The sequence below is a fragment of the Paenibacillus sp. JGP012 genome (assembly GCF_014203995.1).
In the GTDB taxonomy this organism is placed as follows: Bacteria; Bacillota; Bacilli; order Paenibacillales; family Paenibacillaceae; genus Paenibacillus; species Paenibacillus silvae.
On sequence record NZ_JACHKG010000018.1, the window covers coordinates 69,632 to 88,034 of the forward strand.

Here is an 18,403-nt window from a genome sequence, read left to right on the forward strand (position 1 = left end):
TTAACTTTCTTTCGTTCAACTTATTTTTCAGCAATCTCGATCAAAATCTTCGCATGGCTCTTGTCGCTCATCAGCAGTTCAAGCCCATCCTGTACGACATCATTCAGTTTAATTTTTTTGGTCACAATCTGCTTCACGTCCAGTGCTCCCTCCGCAATGAGAGAGATGACTTCAGGGAAGATGTGGCGATAAGCCAGAGTAGCAGTCAGATTCGCCTCTTTCACCAGCATATGGAAAAAATTCACCTGAAGCGGGTTAGGAATAGCCGCAATGACCACCACTTCCCCACCTTTTTTGATGACGGAAACAGCACTGTCCATCGTTGGCTGCACACCAGCTGCTTCATACGCAACATCAATACCGCCTGATTGCTGTGTAATGACCTCTGTTGCATCCACTTTACTGCTGTTTACCGGGATCGCACCGAGTTTGGCCGCCAGCGCCAAACGATCTTCAAATACGTCGACAGCGTACACTTCAGAAGCACCCGCAGCTTTGGCTGACAAAATCGTTAACAAACCAATGGGGCCCGCTCCGTATACTGCAACCTTGTTGCCCACCTTCATCTTGCTGTGGCGAACCGCATGAAACGCTACTGCCGTCGGCTCCACAAGTGCTCCTTCCTCAAAGGATACGTTATCTGGAATCGGATGCACCATATAGGCTTCAACCACAACATATTCGGCAAAACCACCGTCCCCGTTCAGCCCTACGAATCCGAATTGTGTACACTGATTATATTTGCCATGGATGCAATATTCACAGGTTCCACAATGGTATAACGGTTCTACGACTACACGATCCCCTATTTTGACACCGCTTACATTGTCACCTAAAGCGCTAACTGTGCCAGAAAATTCATGGCCTAGCGTTAAAGGTGCTTTTTGGCCTGACAGCGGATGATTCTCACCCTCTTGAATTCCTACACCGTGATGATAGGCGTGCAAGTCACTGCCGCAAATTCCGGCGTATTCAACTTTAATCTGAACCTGACCGGCCTGAGCAACCGGTACCTCGCGCTCTTCCACACGAACATCCTTGTGACCATACCATACTGCTGCTTTCATCCCTGTTCATCCCCTTTTCTAAGTTGATAATTAAAAAATATCCTGCTTGTCTATATATTATATCGCTGTTCACCCATTATTCATATTTATAGATACTTATGTTAACATTACTTGAACTAATGTATATCAGGAGGCAGCTCATGAATCTGGAACAGCTCGAATACGTCGTTGAAATCGCCAAAACCCAATCCTTCTCCGCAGCATCAGAGCATCTTCATGTCACCCAGTCTGCGATCAGTCAATCGGTTCATCGTCTGGAAAAAGAGCTGGGACTTGTTCTGTTTGAACGATCCAGACAAGGTACGCATCCCACATCTGAAGGCAAACAATTTATTGCCAAAGCACTCGACATTTTGCAGCGAATCGATGAACTGAAGTCTCTAAACGCCTCCACCTCTACACTCACCGGCGATCTTCACGTCGCTACTTTCCCAAGTGTAATGCCTTATCTGGTACAATCGGCTGCCGATATGAAGCGGGATCACCCGCAGCTAAGGCTCTCTATAGAAGAGAAAGGTTCGATGGAGATTATCGAGGATATTCGTACAAACAAAACACATCTCGGCTTTATTGCGATCTACGCCAAACAGCTGCGTGAACTGGATGGTCTGCATTTTACGCCGATGTATTCCAGCAAGCTGGTGGTATGCACCCATCAACTGTCCGAACTGGCAAAGCTCACACGCGTCACCCCTGACCAATTAAAAGAACACAAACTGGCGTTATACCGGGACGGCTTCATTGAAGATTTTCTGCAGGAGTTTACCTATGGATACGGGCCTCTGTCCATTCTGTTCAAAACCAATAATTCTGAAGCCATCAGTACGGTATTAAAGAACAATATTGCTGCCACGATCGGCCACGACTTTTCTTTTCATCAGAATCCGCTCTGGAAAGAAGGCCTGCTGAAAATGGTTGAAATCACCGAGATTCAACAGCCTAAGATGCAGATCGGCTTTGTGCAAACAGAATCGCGAGAAGCTGCCGCCGCGGCAGAGCAATTTGCCCGCCGTTTCAGGCAGGCCATTGAACTGGGCCATCTGTAACAGCGTGCAAGATACCAGGCAAACGCCTTAAGCACAAAAAGTGCTCTGCCACTCGGGCGGAACACTTTTCGCTGGTTTGCTGTTGTCTTGCTTCGTCCCACTTTTGCGTTTCTTTTGTGCTTCTTTTGTGTTTTGTGTGCGTTTGGATGCTTAAGTTATAGCAGTTACCCCAGTTGCCTATACCTTTACTTTCTGTACAGCCTCACTCATCTCATTGGTTTGTTGCTCAAGCATTGTAGATGTATCCGCTACCTTGCGAAACATTGCAGATTGCTCCTGCATCAAGCGATAAATCTCATCTGAATGGTCAGACACACCTGCCGAAATCTGTGAGATGGTGTTGACCGAAGCGGCCGCCTCCTCTGAACCGGCTGTAATCTCCTCCGCCGCCGCAGAAACCTCCTGAATACGCTGGGTGACGAGTTGGAATGCAACCACCACTTGCGAGAATGCCTGCTCCGCTTCAGTTGTAAAGATGACACCCTGGCCGATCTCCTGAGCAGTAACTCCCATCCGGGAACCAATCTGCTGTGATTCCTGTTCAATACGAAGCAGCAGATCGGAGATTCGTTCCATAGAGGAACTGGAGGCCTCAGCAAGCTTCCTCACTTCTTCTGCCACTACGGCAAACCCCTTCCCATGCTCACCTGCATGAGCAGCCTCAATCGATGCGTTCAGTGCAAGCAGCTTGGTCTGACTCGCAAAATCCCGGACCGTATGCAGCGCACCACCGATTTCAGTGGAATAGTTGTTCAGCACCTGCACCATGGCGGCTACCTCTCCAGATACTTCGGAGATGTTTTCCATCTGTCTTTTCATCACCGTCATACGCTGTTGTCCGGATTCTGCCGTAGCCAGTGCTGATGTTGCTGCATCAGACACTACATTGGAGGATTCAGAAATATCGTTAATCCCTTTTGCAATCTCTTCCATCGCATGTGCACTGTCACTTGCACTTTGCTTCTGGGTATGCGCGCCTTGTCTGATCTCCTCAACAGCAAGATCTACCGTTCGGTTCATCGTTAGCATGGCTTCGGTGCTTCGGTTGAATTCTTTGGCGGAATCGGATAACAATTCTGTCGTCGTAGCGACTCCTCCCACCATATCACTTACAATTTTGTTCAAATTCCCAGACATATGTATCATTGCTTGATAAGTTGTTCCGATCTCATCCTTGCTTCGCAAACGATATGCTGTCAGAATGCGATTAGCCTCAGCAAGCTCGCCCTGAGCCATCTTTTCCACACTTGACTTGAGTGGATGAAGAGGGCGCAATCCTCTGACAATAAACCACATGACTACAGCGATGCCCGCAAGTGTGGCGAGCAGCAATATAATGTAGAATGGAAGGCTTGATTTTAAAATCTCAGACTCAATACCTCCGATTACGGATATGCCTGTATCAATACCAATGACTCCTGCTGGAGCACCGCTCTTATCCAGAATCGGAGCATAGGAGGAAATATAGTCACCGTACTCAGCATTATTAATGATCGGTGAACTTGCTGTCTCCCCTTGCTGCAGCTTCTGTACGGCATCTGCCGGAATATCTGTCACTTCATTGATCGCTGAGGCTTTGTCAGCATCCTTCATGCCGTCCACCATCATGAGAGGCGTGCCCTTGTCGTCAATTTTGACGAAATACACATACATTGCACCAATCCGCACACGGAAATCATCCAGTTCATCCCGAATGCGAAGGTACTCCTCATTTTCTTTGGGGTCCTTGGCAAACTCCAGATATGATGCTGCATCCAGCTGCTTCACATAACTTTGGGCAATCTGGATATTGTAGCTTGAAATAGCTCCTTGGGCAGCAAGCTTTACATTAGCGACCTGCACCAGCATACTTCCGGCTGCTATAATCATAATGACCAGTGTGACAATAGCCGCAATACGCACAACCAAACGTTTCCTGAAAAAACCGATCATCCGCTCCATCTTCCTCCCCGTGAACCAGGCCTTTTTGACTAGGCTCTACCCAAAAAACAACTGTTTGAAGCACTAAGTATGGGAAAATAGTATACGAATATGTCGAATTAGGCAAGAAAATATTGGTTTTATATAAAAACGCTATCACTGCTGTGCTAGCTTGGTATGGGGCACTTTAAAAAGTCTTGTGAAGCGAGGCACTCTGGAGGATTTTAGGAAAAGAAAAACTCCAACGTGGTAGTTGAAGTTCTTTATAATCTCATTTTCTTATGTGGAAAATGTTTCGAGGCTATCTCTACCCATAAGCAATGCAAGCACTGCTTCAGTTAGAAATTTTCTTTATTTACGTTTCAATTCTGGAGAATGTACATGGCCATTAGGATCTATGATATATTTGACACTCGCCTCTCTATCTGAGATAACGATGGTATATTCATTTTCTGCAAAAAAATCGTTTGATTCTATATTTACAACGACTAACCAAACAGCACCATTCACCTTATCAAACTCACTATAAAATCGAATAGCACCCTCCAAATCACCCGAAATATCACCTGACAATTCATATTTATTTTTATATTGTTGAGCAATATCTAAAACCACATTTAATGTTAAATTGGGACTCATACTTCCGCCTCCATTCATCATTCAAACCCGCCCCACTCAGGTGGAGGCCACTCACCATTCTTTAATTTATACATATACCTTTGTGAAAATAAAATTTCTTCAAAAGTGTACAACTCTTTATTTTTCATAATTTGATTGTATACATACCCTTCTCTTTCTAATACGGAAAGTTTCAGATATTCCTCTTTTCCAATTTCTATCCAATGTTTGGCATGATAGGACTCGTGCATTGCACTTAGATATGTCGGCTCTTTTTTTAATACAATTTGACCAGCTTTAGGATCGAATCCACCTGCTACATATTCGGGGAGTATCTTTCCCTTTCCATCAATAACCACCTTGATATTTTGTTCATTCATATCTTTTGTAAATCGTTTTAAATCACGAACACTTATTATTCTTTGACCATTAGGTGCAAGTTTAACCTGTCCACTTACAGGCATATCTGCCCATTCCTTATAATCAAGATTAGCCGTTCCAGGCGGGCGGTTAAATGCACTAATCTTTGTGCCGCCTCCTGACGAAGTCAGTAGATTATGCGGTTTGATCATCTTGGCGGTGAGACCGCCTCCAACCATCATGCCTCCCATGCCCATCATATTGGCCCAGTGCTCGCTGGACCAGGCATTCGTGGGAAATATCGCTTCACGGATTGTACCATGGATGCCAAACGTCAGCCAATTGGCGGTATCATTCGGTGAGTCGAATGCTTTATTCGCCCGATCCATGTACCCTTCAACCAGTCCGCTGGGAATGCCAAACGTCCAATAGTCCAGAAATCCGCCCACACTGTCATAGCGCTTTTGATAGCGATCATCTGCAGCCTGCATAAAAGCAGTACCCAGCTCTGCCAAACTGTCCGCTGATTTTTGAAAGAAGTTACGCGTGTCAGTAACTGGGGCCTGGCATGCATTAGGGGGAGGCGGCATACAATTCGCATCATAAGTCTGAATAGCCTGCTGATCCGCTAATCTGAATTTTTCGGCATGCCCTTCAAGCGTTTTGGCAATCGAGAGGGAGAGGGAACTGAAATTTTCCATTACCCGCTGCGCGGCTACGAAATCTGCATAGAACCGTTCCTTGCTGCTTCCGCTCCACTGCCTCTCAATCTCAAACAACTGTTGTTTCAAGATGTGATTCATCTGGGCAATCTGACTTTGGGCCGCGGCGAACTGTTTTGAAACCGACAATAGCTGATCAGGGGTTACTTTAATCGTTGTCATGTGGTACCTCGTTCTGAATATGTACTTCGTTGTTATACGAAAAATGGCATGTTATAAAGCTTTACTCATCCAGCTTATGGGATTCGATTATATAGTGATTAAGTATATTTTCGTAGAGACTCACGGCTCAATATTTTAGTTCCTATTACCCCCAGAAAGTCCTATTTATAGAATCCTTAACGACCCAGATATCATCTTACTCCCTGTCTATTAAAAAATCCCGGCGCAAGCGCCGAGAAATTTTATCCCCCTCTATAACAAGGCAGATGATCAGAAGATGACCTAATTGGCAGCAATACCACAATCTCAATATTTATCTACCACAACGCCCAACGTTGCCCCTCTGACATATGGCTGACCACTCAGGGACTTTAGCTGTTTTGCTGTTCCTGTCACCACGACACCCAGAATGCGAATGTCGCTCTCTTCTGGCGAGTTTTTGTCTTTTCTCAAATAATCAAATATCCGGTTAAATTCATAATGGTATAACCCTTTTATATGAATCCCTTGCTGCAAGGCATCCAGAAATTGTTTACCGCTAACTTCTACGGGGTCGGGGGCATAAACACCAAAACCTTTTATCCAATTCTCCGGCTCTGGTGTGGCATAACTCAGCTTGCCGTTTCCATCCTGCTTTGGATCATAGAAAGCTCTGTTATCATACGTATCAACCCAATACCATGTTTGAGTTAGTCCCCGAGGTATCAACTGCTTCGCTTCATCCAAGGAATATTCCTTGTCAAAAGAAATGCCCATCTCTACCCTTTTGTCCAGGTCCATTTCGCTCAACAGCGGGAGGTCATTCAGAATTTTCCCATTATAATTCACACCCGGAATATAAAACATCATCTCTCTCTGCCCGCTTAATCCATTGTAACTGCGAGTATACTCATAACCTTGTTTTTGCATATTCTCATCTGGTAATGAGACTGATTGTTGTCTAGTACTACCACCCATACTTGAAAAGATAGGTAAAGGCAGCACATTATAATTCATCTTTTGATCTGCCCAAGGCACAAGCACACCCTCAATGACTTTTGCTTTATAGGTCTGCAAGGTGCCGTTCAAAAAACCGCTGAAGTTTACTTGTCCCGTCTGCACTTGATCCGGTCCGCTGATCCGGCTCATCAACTGCTCGCTGTGCATCGCACGCTCATAACTGGAGCTTGTTAAATACTGATTGCCGATGATAACTCCGAATAGAGCCGCAACCGATACAACCAGTGATATAGATACGGTACGAATGGTTGTTTTACGTTTGGCCTTTTTAATCATTTTGCTGACATCCACTGCATCTTCCTGCTCAAACGGTTGGTTCATTCTCACTCACTCCCATACTTTTTCTTAAATTGTTGTCTGGCCTGATATAACGATGCTTTGACTTGCTCCATCCGCATGTCGAGCAAATTTGCAATCTCTTGATACGAAAGCTCCATCTCGTACTTCATAATCAGAAGCTGTCTATGTAACGGGGCAAGTTCACGGAGCACAGCCTCCACTTCTTCTTTCTTCTCCTGATGCAGAATAGCATCCTCAGGCAAGCTCGAATCTGGTATTTCCATACTATCAATGGGAACCATCGTCCATTTCTTCCGGCGGCAGAGATCATAATAACGGTTAATGGCGACTTTATAGAGCCACGCACTGAACTTCCCTTTTTCAATCGAGTCGATATATAAAAAAGCTTTGTACACCGTTTCCTGCAAAATATCCTCTGCATCCGATGGCGAAGCGCCAAGTCTGATCAGATAATGCTGGATTTCTCTAAGTTTAGGCTGCAGCTGCTCAGCCATCTGTCTGGCGTTCATGCTTCACCACCTTTCATAGGTATAACGGGCGAATGCGCCAAATGTTAATTGGTCTGTAGAAAAAGTTATTTTACTCATTGTCAAAATCAACGGATTCGGATATATTATTAATTAATTGATCAGTTAATTAATAATATAATCGATAATAGAAAGGATCATGTTTATGGCTAGAACTGTTAATGAAGAGAAAAGGCTTGAGCGACGTAAACGCATCTTGGAAGAAGCTGTCGTATTGTTTGCGGAAAACGGATATTCGAACACCACAACAGCCCTTATCGCAAAAAAAATCGGTGTGACCTCTGGAACGATATTTCAATACTTCCCCAGTAAAGAAGCTTTGTTTCATGCAGCTGTCCTGGAACCACTTGAAGATATTCAGAAGAAATCACTTGCTTCACTCCAACAAAACGGAACACCCGCTGAATTAATTAAAAATATGGTCAAAGAACAATTCAACCATATTTACTTCTACACTAATGAGTTGCGACTTGTTCAGTCTGTCCTGGGACAGCGAATCAGGTTCCCCGAGCTTACTCAGAAGGTTCTGGATTCTATAAAAATAATGACAGACACCATTGAAGCCGTGTATGCAAAAGGGCAATCCTTGGGAGAATTCAGCCCAAGCTTCTCGCCTGTAATGATCTCACGGAGCTACATCTCCTTCTTAAATGGAGTGGCGCTGACGCTCGGAGAAGATATTGTTCATCATCCGGAATGGGAAAACCTGAAGGGACATGCCTATTATTTGTTTGCTCCCTCACAACATAGAGCGAAATAACATGGAGGAATTAATATGAGTAAACAACAAGCATCCATCGAACTCGATTCGACATTTAAAGATCGTATTAAAAAACATAAGAAATGGTTATGGAGCGTGGGAATTGCGCTCGTACTTATCCTCACTGTTGTGTTCTTCATTTCTTATAAAGTCGTAGACATCCTGTTACACCATCCACGAGACACCAATGTCAGCTATGAATTGAACATCGATAAAACACCCTATGAGATCGTTGAATTCAAGAGTTTGAAAAATGATAATACGATAAGAGGGACTTTCTTCCCGGCAAGTGTTTCTTCAGGCAAAGCAAGTAACAAAACGCTTATTGTCGTGCATGGATATACAAGTAATCGCCTCGTCAAGGGACGCACTCCAAAATTGGCAGAGCATTTCATTCCGAAAGGTTATAATATTTTAGCCTTCGATCTTAGCGCACAAGGTAAATCCGATGGTGAGATGATCACACTGGGACTACGTGAGAAATATGACCTGCTTGCAGCTGTTGACTATTTGAAATCCAGAGGTGAGGTAGGCGAACATATTGGAGTCATCGGCTTTTCTATGGGAGCTGCTACTTCTCTGCTAGCTACAAGTGAAAGTGATGATATCGAAGCTGTCGTGGCAGATAGTCCGTTTCGTAATGCCGGTTTATTTTTAAGAGAGGGGCTGCCTGTATTCTCCGGTTTACCTGCATTCCCATTCGGTTATACCTCCACATGGATGGCTAATTGGGCATTCGACGTTGATCTTGATTCTGTGTCGCCTATGGATGCAGTGAAAAAGATGCAAAATAAACCGGTTATGCTCATTCACGGTACTGGGGATCAACAGATCAGTTATACCAATTCAGAAAAGATCTATGAAAATTTAAAGGATAACCCTGATGCAGAGGTGTGGTATCCAGCAAATACGGAACATATCGATGCCATTAATCATTATCCAACGGAGTATTTTGCAAGAGTAGATCGCTTTATGGATAAGTATGTAGGAAAATAAATTCGTTAAAGGCAGCAGTGTAATCAAGTATTCTCTTTCTCTATAAGACTGCTGAATATGTTTATCAAAAAAGGTACAGACATCTCAACAATATGAGATCATCTGTACCTTCTCGTCCTACTAAGCCTCTTTAAGCTGATTTGCTATTCATTTTCCGGAATCTAATCAATGACCAGATTGTCAGCAGTGCAAGTACAGCGAGACAGATGCTAATGCTGAATCGATTTCCCTCGTCAAACACAAACATGACAGCAATGACGCTGAGTATTAGAACAACTACTCCGGTAATGTACGGGAATCCCCATACCTTGAATGTAGGCTCAACCGGATACTTTTTACGCAATTTGAGCTGAGAAGCAGCGATGCAGATCCAGACCAGAATCACCACAAACCCCGGAACAGCAAGCAGCACTCTAAACAGCTGATCTTGGGCAAATAATCCTAACATGGAACCTCCCAGCAGGACAACCGTGCACACCAGCAAGGTGTTGATCGGGCTGCCGTTGCGGTTGGTTTTTGCAAGTGCTTTTGGAGCTTCCCCGCCGACAGCCATCGAATGCATCATACGAGATGCTCCGTAAATACCCGAGTTCGCTGCGGATAGCACCGCGGTCACCAGAATAAAGTTCATAATATGAGCAGCACCCGGAAGACCGGTTGACGCAAGAACCTGTACAAACGGGCTGCTTTCTGGCCCAATCTCGTTCCAAGGAATCAGACCACAGATGATCAGAATCGGCAGCGTAAAGAACAAAATGATTCTGAACATGAAATTGCCCACGATCTTGGGCATCACTTTCTCCGCATTTTCCGTTTCCGTCAAGGTCAGACCGATCAGCTCCGATCCTCCATACGAGAACATGACGACAAGCAATGCAGAGAAGATCGACGTCCAGCCATTCGGGAAAAAACCGCCGGCTTGCGTATAGTTTTGCAGGTAAGGTGTGTTGTCACTTGGAATAATACCAAAGATCAGCCCCGCCCCGAGCACGATAAAAATAATAATCATCGCAATTTTGATCCCGGCCAGCCAAAACTCGAATTCCCCGAACACACCAACGCTGAGCAGATTCACCAGTATAATGAATGCTGCACACGCAAGACTAAGTACCCATAGCGGTACGTCAGCAAACCAATATTGCAGGAAACTGCCCGCAGCGATGACCTCGATGACACACACCGATAACCACAGGAAGCAGTACATCCATCCCATAATAAACGAAACTCTGCTCCCGAACGCTTCCTGCACGAAATCTTTCATATTTCTATTCTTGTATACCGTAGCCATCTCGGCCATCGCAGCCATAACCACAAGCAGCAGCAGTCCGGCAAAAATGTACGTGACAATGACGCCTGGGCCCGCAAGCCCAATCGTGCCAGCACTGCCTTTAAAAATACCTGTCCCAATGACACCGCCCATCGCCATAAATGTGATGTGTCTGGGTTTTAATTTTTTCTGTAATGATTCTTCCGTCTGAGTCTGAGCCAATTGAAATCCTCCTGAGGTACAAAAACGTCTGTAATCCTTGTCTATTTTCAAGCAATATAAAGTCCAGTATACCCTATCTCGCATGAATCAGCCCACCTATTCTGTATGGCTAATTCATCCCAAACCTTCGACATGCCTATGATTTATACCCCATAACCGCACAAAGGAATCGGTATGTTGCCCATGTGACCAAGCTATACCCTATCCCATACAGCAGCCATGCATCCAGATTGGCAGTGAACGTCATCCAGTCACTGGTTATATACAGCAATGGTAACAAGAGAGACACTCCCAAAGCGATTGCTCTGGTGCACCATACCGAAGCGTACCAGCAGGCTCCTAGAAATACAGCCAAAATAGGACACAGCACAAATACCATGAACAACGGGTTCATTCCTCCAAACCACCAGTATAGCATGTTATATGTACCCTCCATTTCACTGATGCGTCACAGCGTTCAAATCCCGAATTCCAGTTTACCACTTTTTGCGCGATATGAACTGTATCAAATGTTTCATTTTAAACGAAATAAAACCAGCCCCCCTATAATAGAGAGACTGGTTTCCATACGAATGATCTGTCATTTCATCCAATAACTTTGGTCATAAATTTACTGTTGGGGTCTGGAACATAATCAGCAAACGGCTCGCAATATTCAAAACCAAAGTCTTCATACAGCTTGCGTGCCGGGATAAAAGAATCCATCGAACCCGTTTCCAGACTGATGCGCTGATATCCGCGAGATGTTGCCTCTTCAATGATGTGCGTCAACATGTGCCGGGCTACCCCTTTGCGTAAATGAGCGGAGGCCGTACGCATCGATTTCAGTTCACCATGCTCAGCGTTCAGTTCCTTAATGGCTCCGCAGCCAAGCAGCTCATCGCCTTCCCATGCACACCAAAACGTTATCTCGGGCTTCTTGAGTCCATCCAGATTCAAAGCATGTATACTCTCAGGCGGCGAATCTGCCGCCATACCTAACAAATGCTCCGCGATTAGTGCTTTTACCTGATCCCCACTCAAATCATCCACTCTAATTTCCATCGTTTCCACTCCTGCCGACATTTTGTAATTTACCTATCTCTACGAAGCCAATCGATAATAATATTCTACAAGATGTCAGGTTTTGTGACAACAGAAGTTTGGTGCCGGAAAATAGATTGGAATCGTGGATTGATCATATTATGACTGCTGATACGATACTGCTGTCATCTGGCATGGCTCACAACCAAACATATAATACACACCTTCACCATTCTCTTGAATCAACTCACCGTCCAGCTGTCCGATTGCTTTCATCGTAGCAGAGCAGGCTGGACATGCAGGATAGTCTGCATCCTGCACCCAACCCGGATGACCTCCAATCTGGGATAGGGAAGGCTCCATTGCCCATTCACTGCCATGAAAAGGCTGACGCGGTTCCGACGCGATATGGAACAAGCGCCGCTGTCCCGAATCATCCAGAGTACTCAATACAAGTCCCGAAACATCGGCCTTGGTCTCTTCGACGTCGATTTCATCCATTCCATCAGGCTTCACATTATGCTTACTCCAGATTGGTTTCCCTTCTGCATCCATTTCCATGTACACCACGCTGTAACTGCTGCATACCAAGCAGGTCTGCACATCCAGTTGAGGGAACTTCCAGTCCACTGAATGGAGCGCAGGATGTTTTACATGTAAATTCATTAAGCTGATCAATGAATTACCACACCATGGACAATGATTGGAGCTCGGCACAAGCAAAGAAATCGGAGCACCATCTAGGTTATTTTCGCTTTCGCCTCCCCCTACCTCACCTACTCTTGCTTCATACAATGAATAACTCGGGGTGATAAACAATTCTCTGCGTTGACCATCTCCGGTTAGCTCCCAGCCCGCCTGCAAGGTGTATCGGTCAGGCGCCACATAAAGCTCGCTGGCCCAATCCGGTGCAGACTGCTTCCACTGCCAAAACTGCTGTACAACAGCTTCGTCCCCAATGTAGGCCAGCATCATGAGGATATGATTGCGATTCTCCTCATCGTTGTTCACTTGCTGAATCAGATGATCCCGCGTCTCGTTAGAGGCACTTTTATACAAAACCGCTGGATAAACAATCTCCCGCTCGAGCAGCTCTGGAATCTCCGCTGTAAGCGGCAGGTCGTGGTAACACACCAGATACAACAGGATATCCTTGCCTGCATCCTCATCCTCCGAGCGGATCAGTTCCATAGCATAACGCTTCATCTCTAGCTGCTGTTCTGTTGATAAAGACAGGTATACCTTTTCCATCGAGTATTTATAAGGTATATATCGAATAAGCGGATCATAGGTTCGCGGTGCATGCATTATTTTCAACACGTCTGCCGCATCCGTAATACCCTCATACAGATCCACATCACGCCGATTCGCTTCAATATAACGCTGGTGAGCTTCACGCTCCATCTCCTGCTTGCAGGGCATGCAGTACCCGCCCGTTTTGGCTGCCGTGGCTGGTAAAATCATATGCTCGCAGCCTTCCCGTATACACGGAATACGCTCTGTCATGCTTCAGCCTCCTCCATGACTTACGAATGATGTCCCAATTGTTCCTTCGTAAACTCATAAAATGCCAGCGCATCCTCACTGCTGGCAAAGCCCGCCTGAGCCATTTTCTCACTGCCTCCGCCTTTTCCCTGGTACGCTCCGAGATTGCCTTTGAAAAAAGGTCCGCACGCCCATTCCGCAGGCTGCCCGTTCTGTGCCAGAACCACCTTTGCTTCCGAGATGCTGGCAAACAGCACCAAACCTTCATGCTCTTCGGTCAGCTTGGCTGCAAGACTCTGCATGTCCTTGAGGGATTTATCCTCAAATACCTTGGCGATGACCAGCCCCTCCCGTGCAGCGAGCAGCTCTTGTGCGTAGTACGTGTCATTGGTTGCTTTTACCGCATTCAGCTCGCTTTGCAGCAGCTTCTGGTCCTGCTCCATTTTGGCAATCCGCTCCAGCAGCTCGTCCCGACTTGTCTTTAATTGGGTCGTAATACTGTTCAGCACCTGCTGTGCTGCCGTAAATTCGTTCAAGGCTCTTGTGCCACATTTAAAATAAATGCGGGTGCCGCCCTTCACCTTCTCGGTTTTGAGCAGCTTAATCAGACCAATCTCGCCAGTTGCTGCTACATGTGTGCCGCCGCAGGCGTTGTACTCTACACCCTCAATCTCCACGATGCGAATGTCTTCCGTCACCGTAGGCTGCTTCACCAACGGCAAACGCGCCGCTTCTTCGGCAGTAACCCATGACGTATGAATCGGGGCATTGCGGACAATCTGCCGATTCACCTCCTGCTCGACAGCATGCAGCTGTTCTGCGCTCAGCACCTCCGCAGCGACATCAATGGTGTCATAGTCTGTGCCCAAGTGAAAGCTGAGTGTCATCGCATCCGTCAGCTTCAATGTAACTGCTGATAACAAATGCTGACCCGTATGCTGCTGCATATGATCGAACCGGCGATCCCAGTCCAGCTCGCACTGCACTTCATCCTGCTCTGGAGAACGCTCCAGCTTATGCCACACGTCTCCAGCTTCCAGATTCACATCCAGCACAGCGATGCCCCCGACCTGCCCCAGATCACAAGGCTGACCACCTCCATGCGGGTAAAATGCCGTTTCGGCCAGTGTGACGTAGACACCATCTTCCTTTGTCACACGATGGGTAATATGTGTATGCCACTCGCGTGTGTACGCAGAGTCATAATAAAGTTTCTGAGTCATTAGAGTGATTCGTTCCCTTCTCGTTCAAGTGAGTAGTTCTATGTTCAGATTACACTATTTCCCATAGCTAACGCCAATATTGCCGCTTCGATCTCTCCCTTTCATGTAAAAAAAGATCATTCGTGCTGCACAGCCACGTTCCACCCAACATAAAAAGACCGTTCTGTAAGCCAAGCCTACAGAGCGGTCTATATTCATCCAACGTTTGATGTACAAACGTTGGATATGCGCAGCCAGATGATTACACCGGAACGGAGATGGCAGACAAATGCTCGCCTGTATACACCAAGAACGAAGCAGACAGAAAGAACCTGGAGAAGCGGAGCTAAAAGCTTTCTGAAAGAAAGCTACATCGAAAGCATAGGCTTCGCATTTATCACCGGATTTGTTCCCTTCAGGGAATCATTCAATATAATCCGGGGATAACGGCGATCGAAAGGTTTTCTGGCTGTGCCGTTCCCGTGTGTCTACCACACCCAGCATAGTCGCCATCGGAGTGGTCAAGTGTAATCGACCAGCAACGCATATCTTTTTAACATCAAACCAAGTAACCTATTTCAAAGATTCGGACAGTTCCGTGAAAATAACACCCAGCGCATATGCGCCAGCATCCGGGTACCCCAGGCTGCGGTCACCGACCGTACCTGCGCGTCCCATACGGGCTACGATATCTTCGGTTTTCTTCGCACCTTCAACCGCTGCGGCTGCACCTTTGGCAAATGCAGATTTGAAGTCATCTCCAGCTTCCGCACTTTGCGTCCAGGCATCTGCACATGGTGCAAGTGCATCAATCAGCGTTTTGTCGCCGACAACCGCACCGCGTCCGAAGGAGCGCTCACCTGTTGCCTGGATGCCTTGAACCGCTGCCTGCATCATCTCAGCAAACTCGGCTACATTCAAATGCTGCTTCTCACCCACCGATTTGCCTGCTGCGCGGAATGCCGAGCCCCAGATCGGACCAGATGCACCGCCACAATACTCCATAATAACCAGAGAGCATGCATCCAGGAATGAACCGATATCCTTTTTCTCCTCGTTAATGATGTGGTTCCATTCACGCTTCAATTGACGGAAGCCTTTGGCTACACTCATCCCGAAGTCGCCGTCTCCCGCATGGGAATCCAGTTCACAGAACGGTACTTCGTTTTTGATGATGATCTCGCCCATTTTATCAATCAGATAAACGACATTGTCGAGCGAGAATTGATTGTTGTGAATCACTGCTGCTGACGCATCTGTCTGCACCTCATAGGATACAGGTGCATCCTCCGTCACAACCGCTTCCAGTGCTTCGGAGTAGGCTGGTTGTGCTATCGGAGGGCCGGACACTTTGAATGCAGGCGTGTCACTTTCTTTGAACAGCAGCGTTTTCAATTCATCATCCAGCTTCAGGATGGTCACCGACGCACCCGCCATATCAATGCTGGTCATATAGTTGCCTACAAACGTTGTTGCAACGGTAAGACCTGTATGTCCGGCAAGCTCGCGTTGAACCGAGTTGTTGAGCAGGTACAGCTCCTGCAAAGGTGTTGCGCCAAATCCGTTTACAAGCACAGCGATTTCGGCTGAAGCATCCTGATCCAGCTTCATGTCTTGAAGCAGAGCAGAAATCATACGTTCAGCAAGTTCATCTGCGGTAGCAATTTTTTCACGGCGAATACCGGGCTCACCATGAATACCTACCCCATACTCCATCTCGTCTTCCGCGATTTCGAAGGTTGGTGTACCTTTCGCTGGAACCGTACAGGAGGTGAATCCAAAGCCGATGCTGCGCACGTTCTGTGCTGCTTTCTCCGCAACGGACTTCACTTCTTCCAGACTACGGCCTTCCTCTGCTGCTGCTCCGGCAATTTTATGGACCAGCACCGTTCCGGCTACACCGCGACGTCCTACCGTATACAAGCTGTCCTGCACAGCTATGTCATCCTCAACACGTACATACTGCACATTGATGCCATCTTCCTCAGCCAGATGTGCTGCGTTTTTGAAGTTCATCATATCGCCGCTGTAGTTTTTGATAATGAGCAGTGTGCCCTTGTTGCTTGCCGTTGCTTTGATTGCTTGATACACCTGAATCTGGGAAGGTGAGGCAAATACGTCTCCGCATACCGCTGCATCCAGCATGCCTTTACCTACATAACCAGCGTGTGCAGGCTCGTGCCCACTGCCGCCGCCGCTGATCAGGCTGACTTTGTCAGCCTGAATCTCTCTGCGTTTGATGACTTTATATTTTTTCAGAAACTCCAGCTCCGGGTGTGCAAGCGCAATCCCGGAGCACATTTCCATAACAACATGTTCAGCCTGGTTAATGATTTTTTTCATTTATTTGGCCTCCTGGCGAGCTGCTTTGTACTCCCGTCCGATTCGATCAGCCGCTGCAATGGCAGCTGCAACTTCAGGTACTGTGATCGGGAATGGCATCGCATGGATGGATTCCTCTGGAATACACGCAATCTCAGCCACTTTCAGCAATTCTTCCTGCGTAATCGTCTCTACACCGATATCTGCCAGACTTACTGGCAATCCTACGGAGAGACAGAAGTCCATCACCTGATGCAGCTCTTCGGTTGGAGCATTTTCAAGGACGAGCTGTGCAATCGTTCCGAAAGAAACTTTTTCACCATGGAAATAATGGTGTGTGCCTTCAAGCACGGTCAGACCGTTGTGAATCGCGTGTGCCGCGGCCAAACCGCCGCTTTCAAATCCAAGACCTGACAGCAAGATGTTCGTTTCCACAATGTTCTCCAGCGCTTGAGTTACAACGTTGCTGTCACAAGCTACTTTCGCTTTAGCCCCGTCGGTAAGCAGCATTTCGTAACACAGTTTGGCAAGCGCAAGTGCTGCGTTTGTTCCAACAGCAGAAGGAGTGTAGCCTTCACGGGAACCCATCGGCAGACTTGCATTGACACGGGAATAGGATTTGGATGTTGCTCTTGCTTCAAAATAAGTGGACAATGCATCTCCCATACCGGACACGAGGAAACGTGTTGGTGCATTAGCAATAACGGTGGTATCGACAAGCACAACACTTGGGCTTTGTTTGAAGTATGCATAGTCATCGAAAGAGCCTTCTGGTGTGTACAATACAGCCGAGTGACTTGTAGGTGCATCCGTTGCTGCAATGGTTGGACAGATGATCAGCGCTTCGCCTTCAGCCACACATTTCGCTGCATCAATCGCTTTACCACCACCAAGACCAATGGTGCAAGTACAGCCTTTTTCTTTGGCAATCTCTTGCAAACGTGCCACTTCCTCGCGCGAGCATTCACCTCTAAAACCGCTTTCAACAAAAGTGATATTGAATTTGGCTGCTGTTGCATCCAGCTTGGCTTTGACACGCTGTACATCATCCGGGTGTGCAATCAACAAAGCAGAATCTCCAAATGACTTTACAAAGTATCCCAGGTTCAACAATTCGTCTTCGCCTTGCACATATTTCGTTGGACTGATAAATGCTTTTCTCATAATATGGTACGCCTCCTAAAAGTAAAAATCGCTAGAATCATTTTCGCCGCAGCGCTTGTCCTTCATCACATGCAATTCAGACATTAAGGTGCCCTGCTCCGTGTTACATCAAATTTTAATTGTTTCAATTGACCTAAATATAACGCAGACGCAGGAGGTTTGCAGTGGACTTTGATAACAAATTATTATAATTTGCAATCGTAATTTTTTGCTTTTTCGCGCAATCATGGTATGTTATTGT

The 18,403-nt window shown here is 46.4% G+C and carries 16 protein-coding genes; 3 read left to right on the forward strand and 13 right to left on the reverse strand.

Going from position 1 to position 18,403, the window contains the following annotated elements; translation table 11 throughout:
• Positions 1-20 precede the first annotated feature (20 nt).
• Entirely contained in the window at positions 21-1,067 is a 1,047-nt protein-coding gene (locus tag HNR77_RS20035) for a 2,3-butanediol dehydrogenase (RefSeq protein WP_184188161.1), read from the reverse strand.
• 140 nt (positions 1,068-1,207) lie between these two features.
• Between HNR77_RS20035 and HNR77_RS20040 the strand changes: the two genes are divergently transcribed.
• On the forward strand, positions 1,208-2,113 hold the full coding sequence (locus HNR77_RS20040; RefSeq protein ID WP_184188165.1) for a LysR family transcriptional regulator: 906 nt from the start codon (positions 1,208-1,210) through the stop codon (positions 2,111-2,113).
• Positions 2,114-2,290: 177 nt separating this feature from the next.
• Here the strand turns inward: HNR77_RS20040 and HNR77_RS20045 are convergent, their stop codons facing one another.
• The 5 genes from HNR77_RS20045 to HNR77_RS20065 all read right to left on the reverse strand — a co-directional run bounded on the left by HNR77_RS20045 (position 2,291) and on the right by HNR77_RS20065 (position 7,703).
• Positions 2,291-4,045, reverse strand: coding sequence for a methyl-accepting chemotaxis protein (locus HNR77_RS20045; RefSeq protein ID WP_184188169.1), 1,755 nt, complete (start codon positions 4,043-4,045; stop codon positions 2,291-2,293).
• A 339-nt stretch (positions 4,046-4,384) separates the two neighbouring features.
• Positions 4,385-4,672 carry a hypothetical protein gene (locus HNR77_RS20050; protein WP_184188173.1) on the reverse strand — a complete coding sequence of 96 codons (288 nt, stop codon included), beginning with the start codon at positions 4,670-4,672 and terminating at the stop codon, positions 4,385-4,387.
• Positions 4,673-4,689: 17 nt separating this feature from the next.
• Positions 4,690-5,895, reverse strand: coding sequence for a WXG100 family type VII secretion target (locus tag HNR77_RS20055; protein WP_184188176.1), 1,206 nt, complete (start codon positions 5,893-5,895; stop codon positions 4,690-4,692).
• 306 nt (positions 5,896-6,201) lie between these two features.
• The gene (locus HNR77_RS20060; protein WP_184188179.1) at positions 6,202-7,215 is read right to left on the reverse strand and encodes an anti-sigma factor; all 1,014 of its coding nucleotides are present in this window, start codon (positions 7,213-7,215) and stop codon (positions 6,202-6,204) included.
• A 2-nt stretch (positions 7,216-7,217) separates the two neighbouring features.
• The gene (locus tag HNR77_RS20065) at positions 7,218-7,703 is read right to left on the reverse strand and encodes an RNA polymerase sigma factor (protein WP_184188181.1); all 486 of its coding nucleotides are present in this window, start codon (positions 7,701-7,703) and stop codon (positions 7,218-7,220) included.
• A 157-nt stretch (positions 7,704-7,860) separates the two neighbouring features.
• Between HNR77_RS20065 and HNR77_RS20070 the strand changes: the two genes are divergently transcribed.
• A complete protein-coding gene (locus HNR77_RS20070) occupies positions 7,861-8,481 on the forward strand; it encodes a TetR/AcrR family transcriptional regulator (RefSeq protein ID WP_260410708.1) in 621 nt (206 codons plus the stop codon).
• Between the two features lie 15 nt (positions 8,482-8,496).
• Entirely contained in the window at positions 8,497-9,477 is a 981-nt protein-coding gene (locus tag HNR77_RS20075) for an alpha/beta hydrolase (RefSeq protein ID WP_184188184.1), read from the forward strand.
• A gap of 130 nt (positions 9,478-9,607) precedes the next feature.
• Here HNR77_RS20075 and HNR77_RS20080 read toward each other — a convergent pair whose 3' ends face one another.
• The 7 genes from HNR77_RS20080 to HNR77_RS20110 all read right to left on the reverse strand — a co-directional run bounded on the left by HNR77_RS20080 (position 9,608) and on the right by HNR77_RS20110 (position 18,162).
• Positions 9,608-10,966, reverse strand: a complete 1,359-nt coding sequence (locus HNR77_RS20080; protein ID WP_260410709.1) for an amino acid permease — start codon at positions 10,964-10,966, stop codon at positions 9,608-9,610.
• A gap of 136 nt (positions 10,967-11,102) precedes the next feature.
• Positions 11,103-11,384 carry a hypothetical protein gene (locus HNR77_RS20085; RefSeq protein ID WP_184188187.1) on the reverse strand — a complete coding sequence of 94 codons (282 nt, stop codon included), beginning with the start codon at positions 11,382-11,384 and terminating at the stop codon, positions 11,103-11,105.
• A 167-nt stretch (positions 11,385-11,551) separates the two neighbouring features.
• The gene (locus HNR77_RS20090) at positions 11,552-12,010 is read right to left on the reverse strand and encodes a GNAT family N-acetyltransferase (protein ID WP_184188191.1); all 459 of its coding nucleotides are present in this window, start codon (positions 12,008-12,010) and stop codon (positions 11,552-11,554) included.
• A 138-nt stretch (positions 12,011-12,148) separates the two neighbouring features.
• Positions 12,149-13,495: a DUF1963 domain-containing protein gene (locus HNR77_RS20095; protein WP_184188194.1), complete on the reverse strand. Its 1,347-nt coding sequence runs from the start codon at positions 13,493-13,495 to the stop codon at positions 12,149-12,151.
• Positions 13,496-13,515: 20 nt separating this feature from the next.
• On the reverse strand, positions 13,516-14,697 hold the full coding sequence (locus HNR77_RS20100) for an alanyl-tRNA editing protein (RefSeq protein ID WP_184188198.1): 1,182 nt from the start codon (positions 14,695-14,697) through the stop codon (positions 13,516-13,518).
• A gap of 552 nt (positions 14,698-15,249) precedes the next feature.
• The gene (gene dhaK / locus HNR77_RS20105; protein ID WP_184188201.1) at positions 15,250-17,019 is read right to left on the reverse strand and encodes a dihydroxyacetone kinase subunit DhaK; all 1,770 of its coding nucleotides are present in this window, start codon (positions 17,017-17,019) and stop codon (positions 15,250-15,252) included.
• Positions 17,020-18,162: a glycerol dehydrogenase gene (locus HNR77_RS20110; RefSeq protein ID WP_145405929.1), complete on the reverse strand. Its 1,143-nt coding sequence runs from the start codon at positions 18,160-18,162 to the stop codon at positions 17,020-17,022.
• Positions 18,163-18,403: the final 241 nt, after the last annotated feature.

What these genes read in the sequence shown, in the direction of transcription:
- HNR77_RS20050 (WP_184188173.1), bottom strand. Translation starts at nt 4,672, where the DNA reads ATGAGTCCCAATTTAACATTAAATGTGGTTTTAGATATTGCTCAACAA.
- HNR77_RS20035 (WP_184188161.1), bottom strand. Translation starts at nt 1,067, where the DNA reads ATGAAAGCAGCAGTATGGTATGGTCACAAGGATGTTCGTGTGGAAGAG.
- HNR77_RS20060 (WP_184188179.1), bottom strand. Translation starts at nt 7,215, where the DNA reads ATGAACCAACCGTTTGAGCAGGAAGATGCAGTGGATGTCAGCAAAATG.
- HNR77_RS20110 (WP_145405929.1), bottom strand. Translation starts at nt 18,162, where the DNA reads ATGAGAAAAGCATTTATCAGTCCAACGAAATATGTGCAAGGCGAAGAC.
- HNR77_RS20075 (WP_184188184.1), top strand. Translation starts at nt 8,497, where the DNA reads ATGAGTAAACAACAAGCATCCATCGAACTCGATTCGACATTTAAAGAT.
- HNR77_RS20045 (WP_184188169.1), bottom strand. Translation starts at nt 4,045, where the DNA reads ATGATCGGTTTTTTCAGGAAACGTTTGGTTGTGCGTATTGCGGCTATT.
- dhaK (WP_184188201.1), bottom strand. Translation starts at nt 17,019, where the DNA reads ATGAAAAAAATCATTAACCAGGCTGAACATGTTGTTATGGAAATGTGC.
- HNR77_RS20065 (WP_184188181.1), bottom strand. Translation starts at nt 7,703, where the DNA reads ATGAACGCCAGACAGATGGCTGAGCAGCTGCAGCCTAAACTTAGAGAA.
- HNR77_RS20070 (WP_260410708.1), top strand. Translation starts at nt 7,861, where the DNA reads ATGTTTATGGCTAGAACTGTTAATGAAGAGAAAAGGCTTGAGCGACGT.
- HNR77_RS20055 (WP_184188176.1), bottom strand. Translation starts at nt 5,895, where the DNA reads ATGACAACGATTAAAGTAACCCCTGATCAGCTATTGTCGGTTTCAAAA.
- HNR77_RS20100 (WP_184188198.1), bottom strand. Translation starts at nt 14,697, where the DNA reads ATGACTCAGAAACTTTATTATGACTCTGCGTACACACGCGAGTGGCAT.
- HNR77_RS20085 (WP_184188187.1), bottom strand. Translation starts at nt 11,384, where the DNA reads ATGCTATACTGGTGGTTTGGAGGAATGAACCCGTTGTTCATGGTATTT.
- HNR77_RS20090 (WP_184188191.1), bottom strand. Translation starts at nt 12,010, where the DNA reads ATGGAAATTAGAGTGGATGATTTGAGTGGGGATCAGGTAAAAGCACTA.
- HNR77_RS20040 (WP_184188165.1), top strand. Translation starts at nt 1,208, where the DNA reads ATGAATCTGGAACAGCTCGAATACGTCGTTGAAATCGCCAAAACCCAA.
- HNR77_RS20095 (WP_184188194.1), bottom strand. Translation starts at nt 13,495, where the DNA reads ATGACAGAGCGTATTCCGTGTATACGGGAAGGCTGCGAGCATATGATT.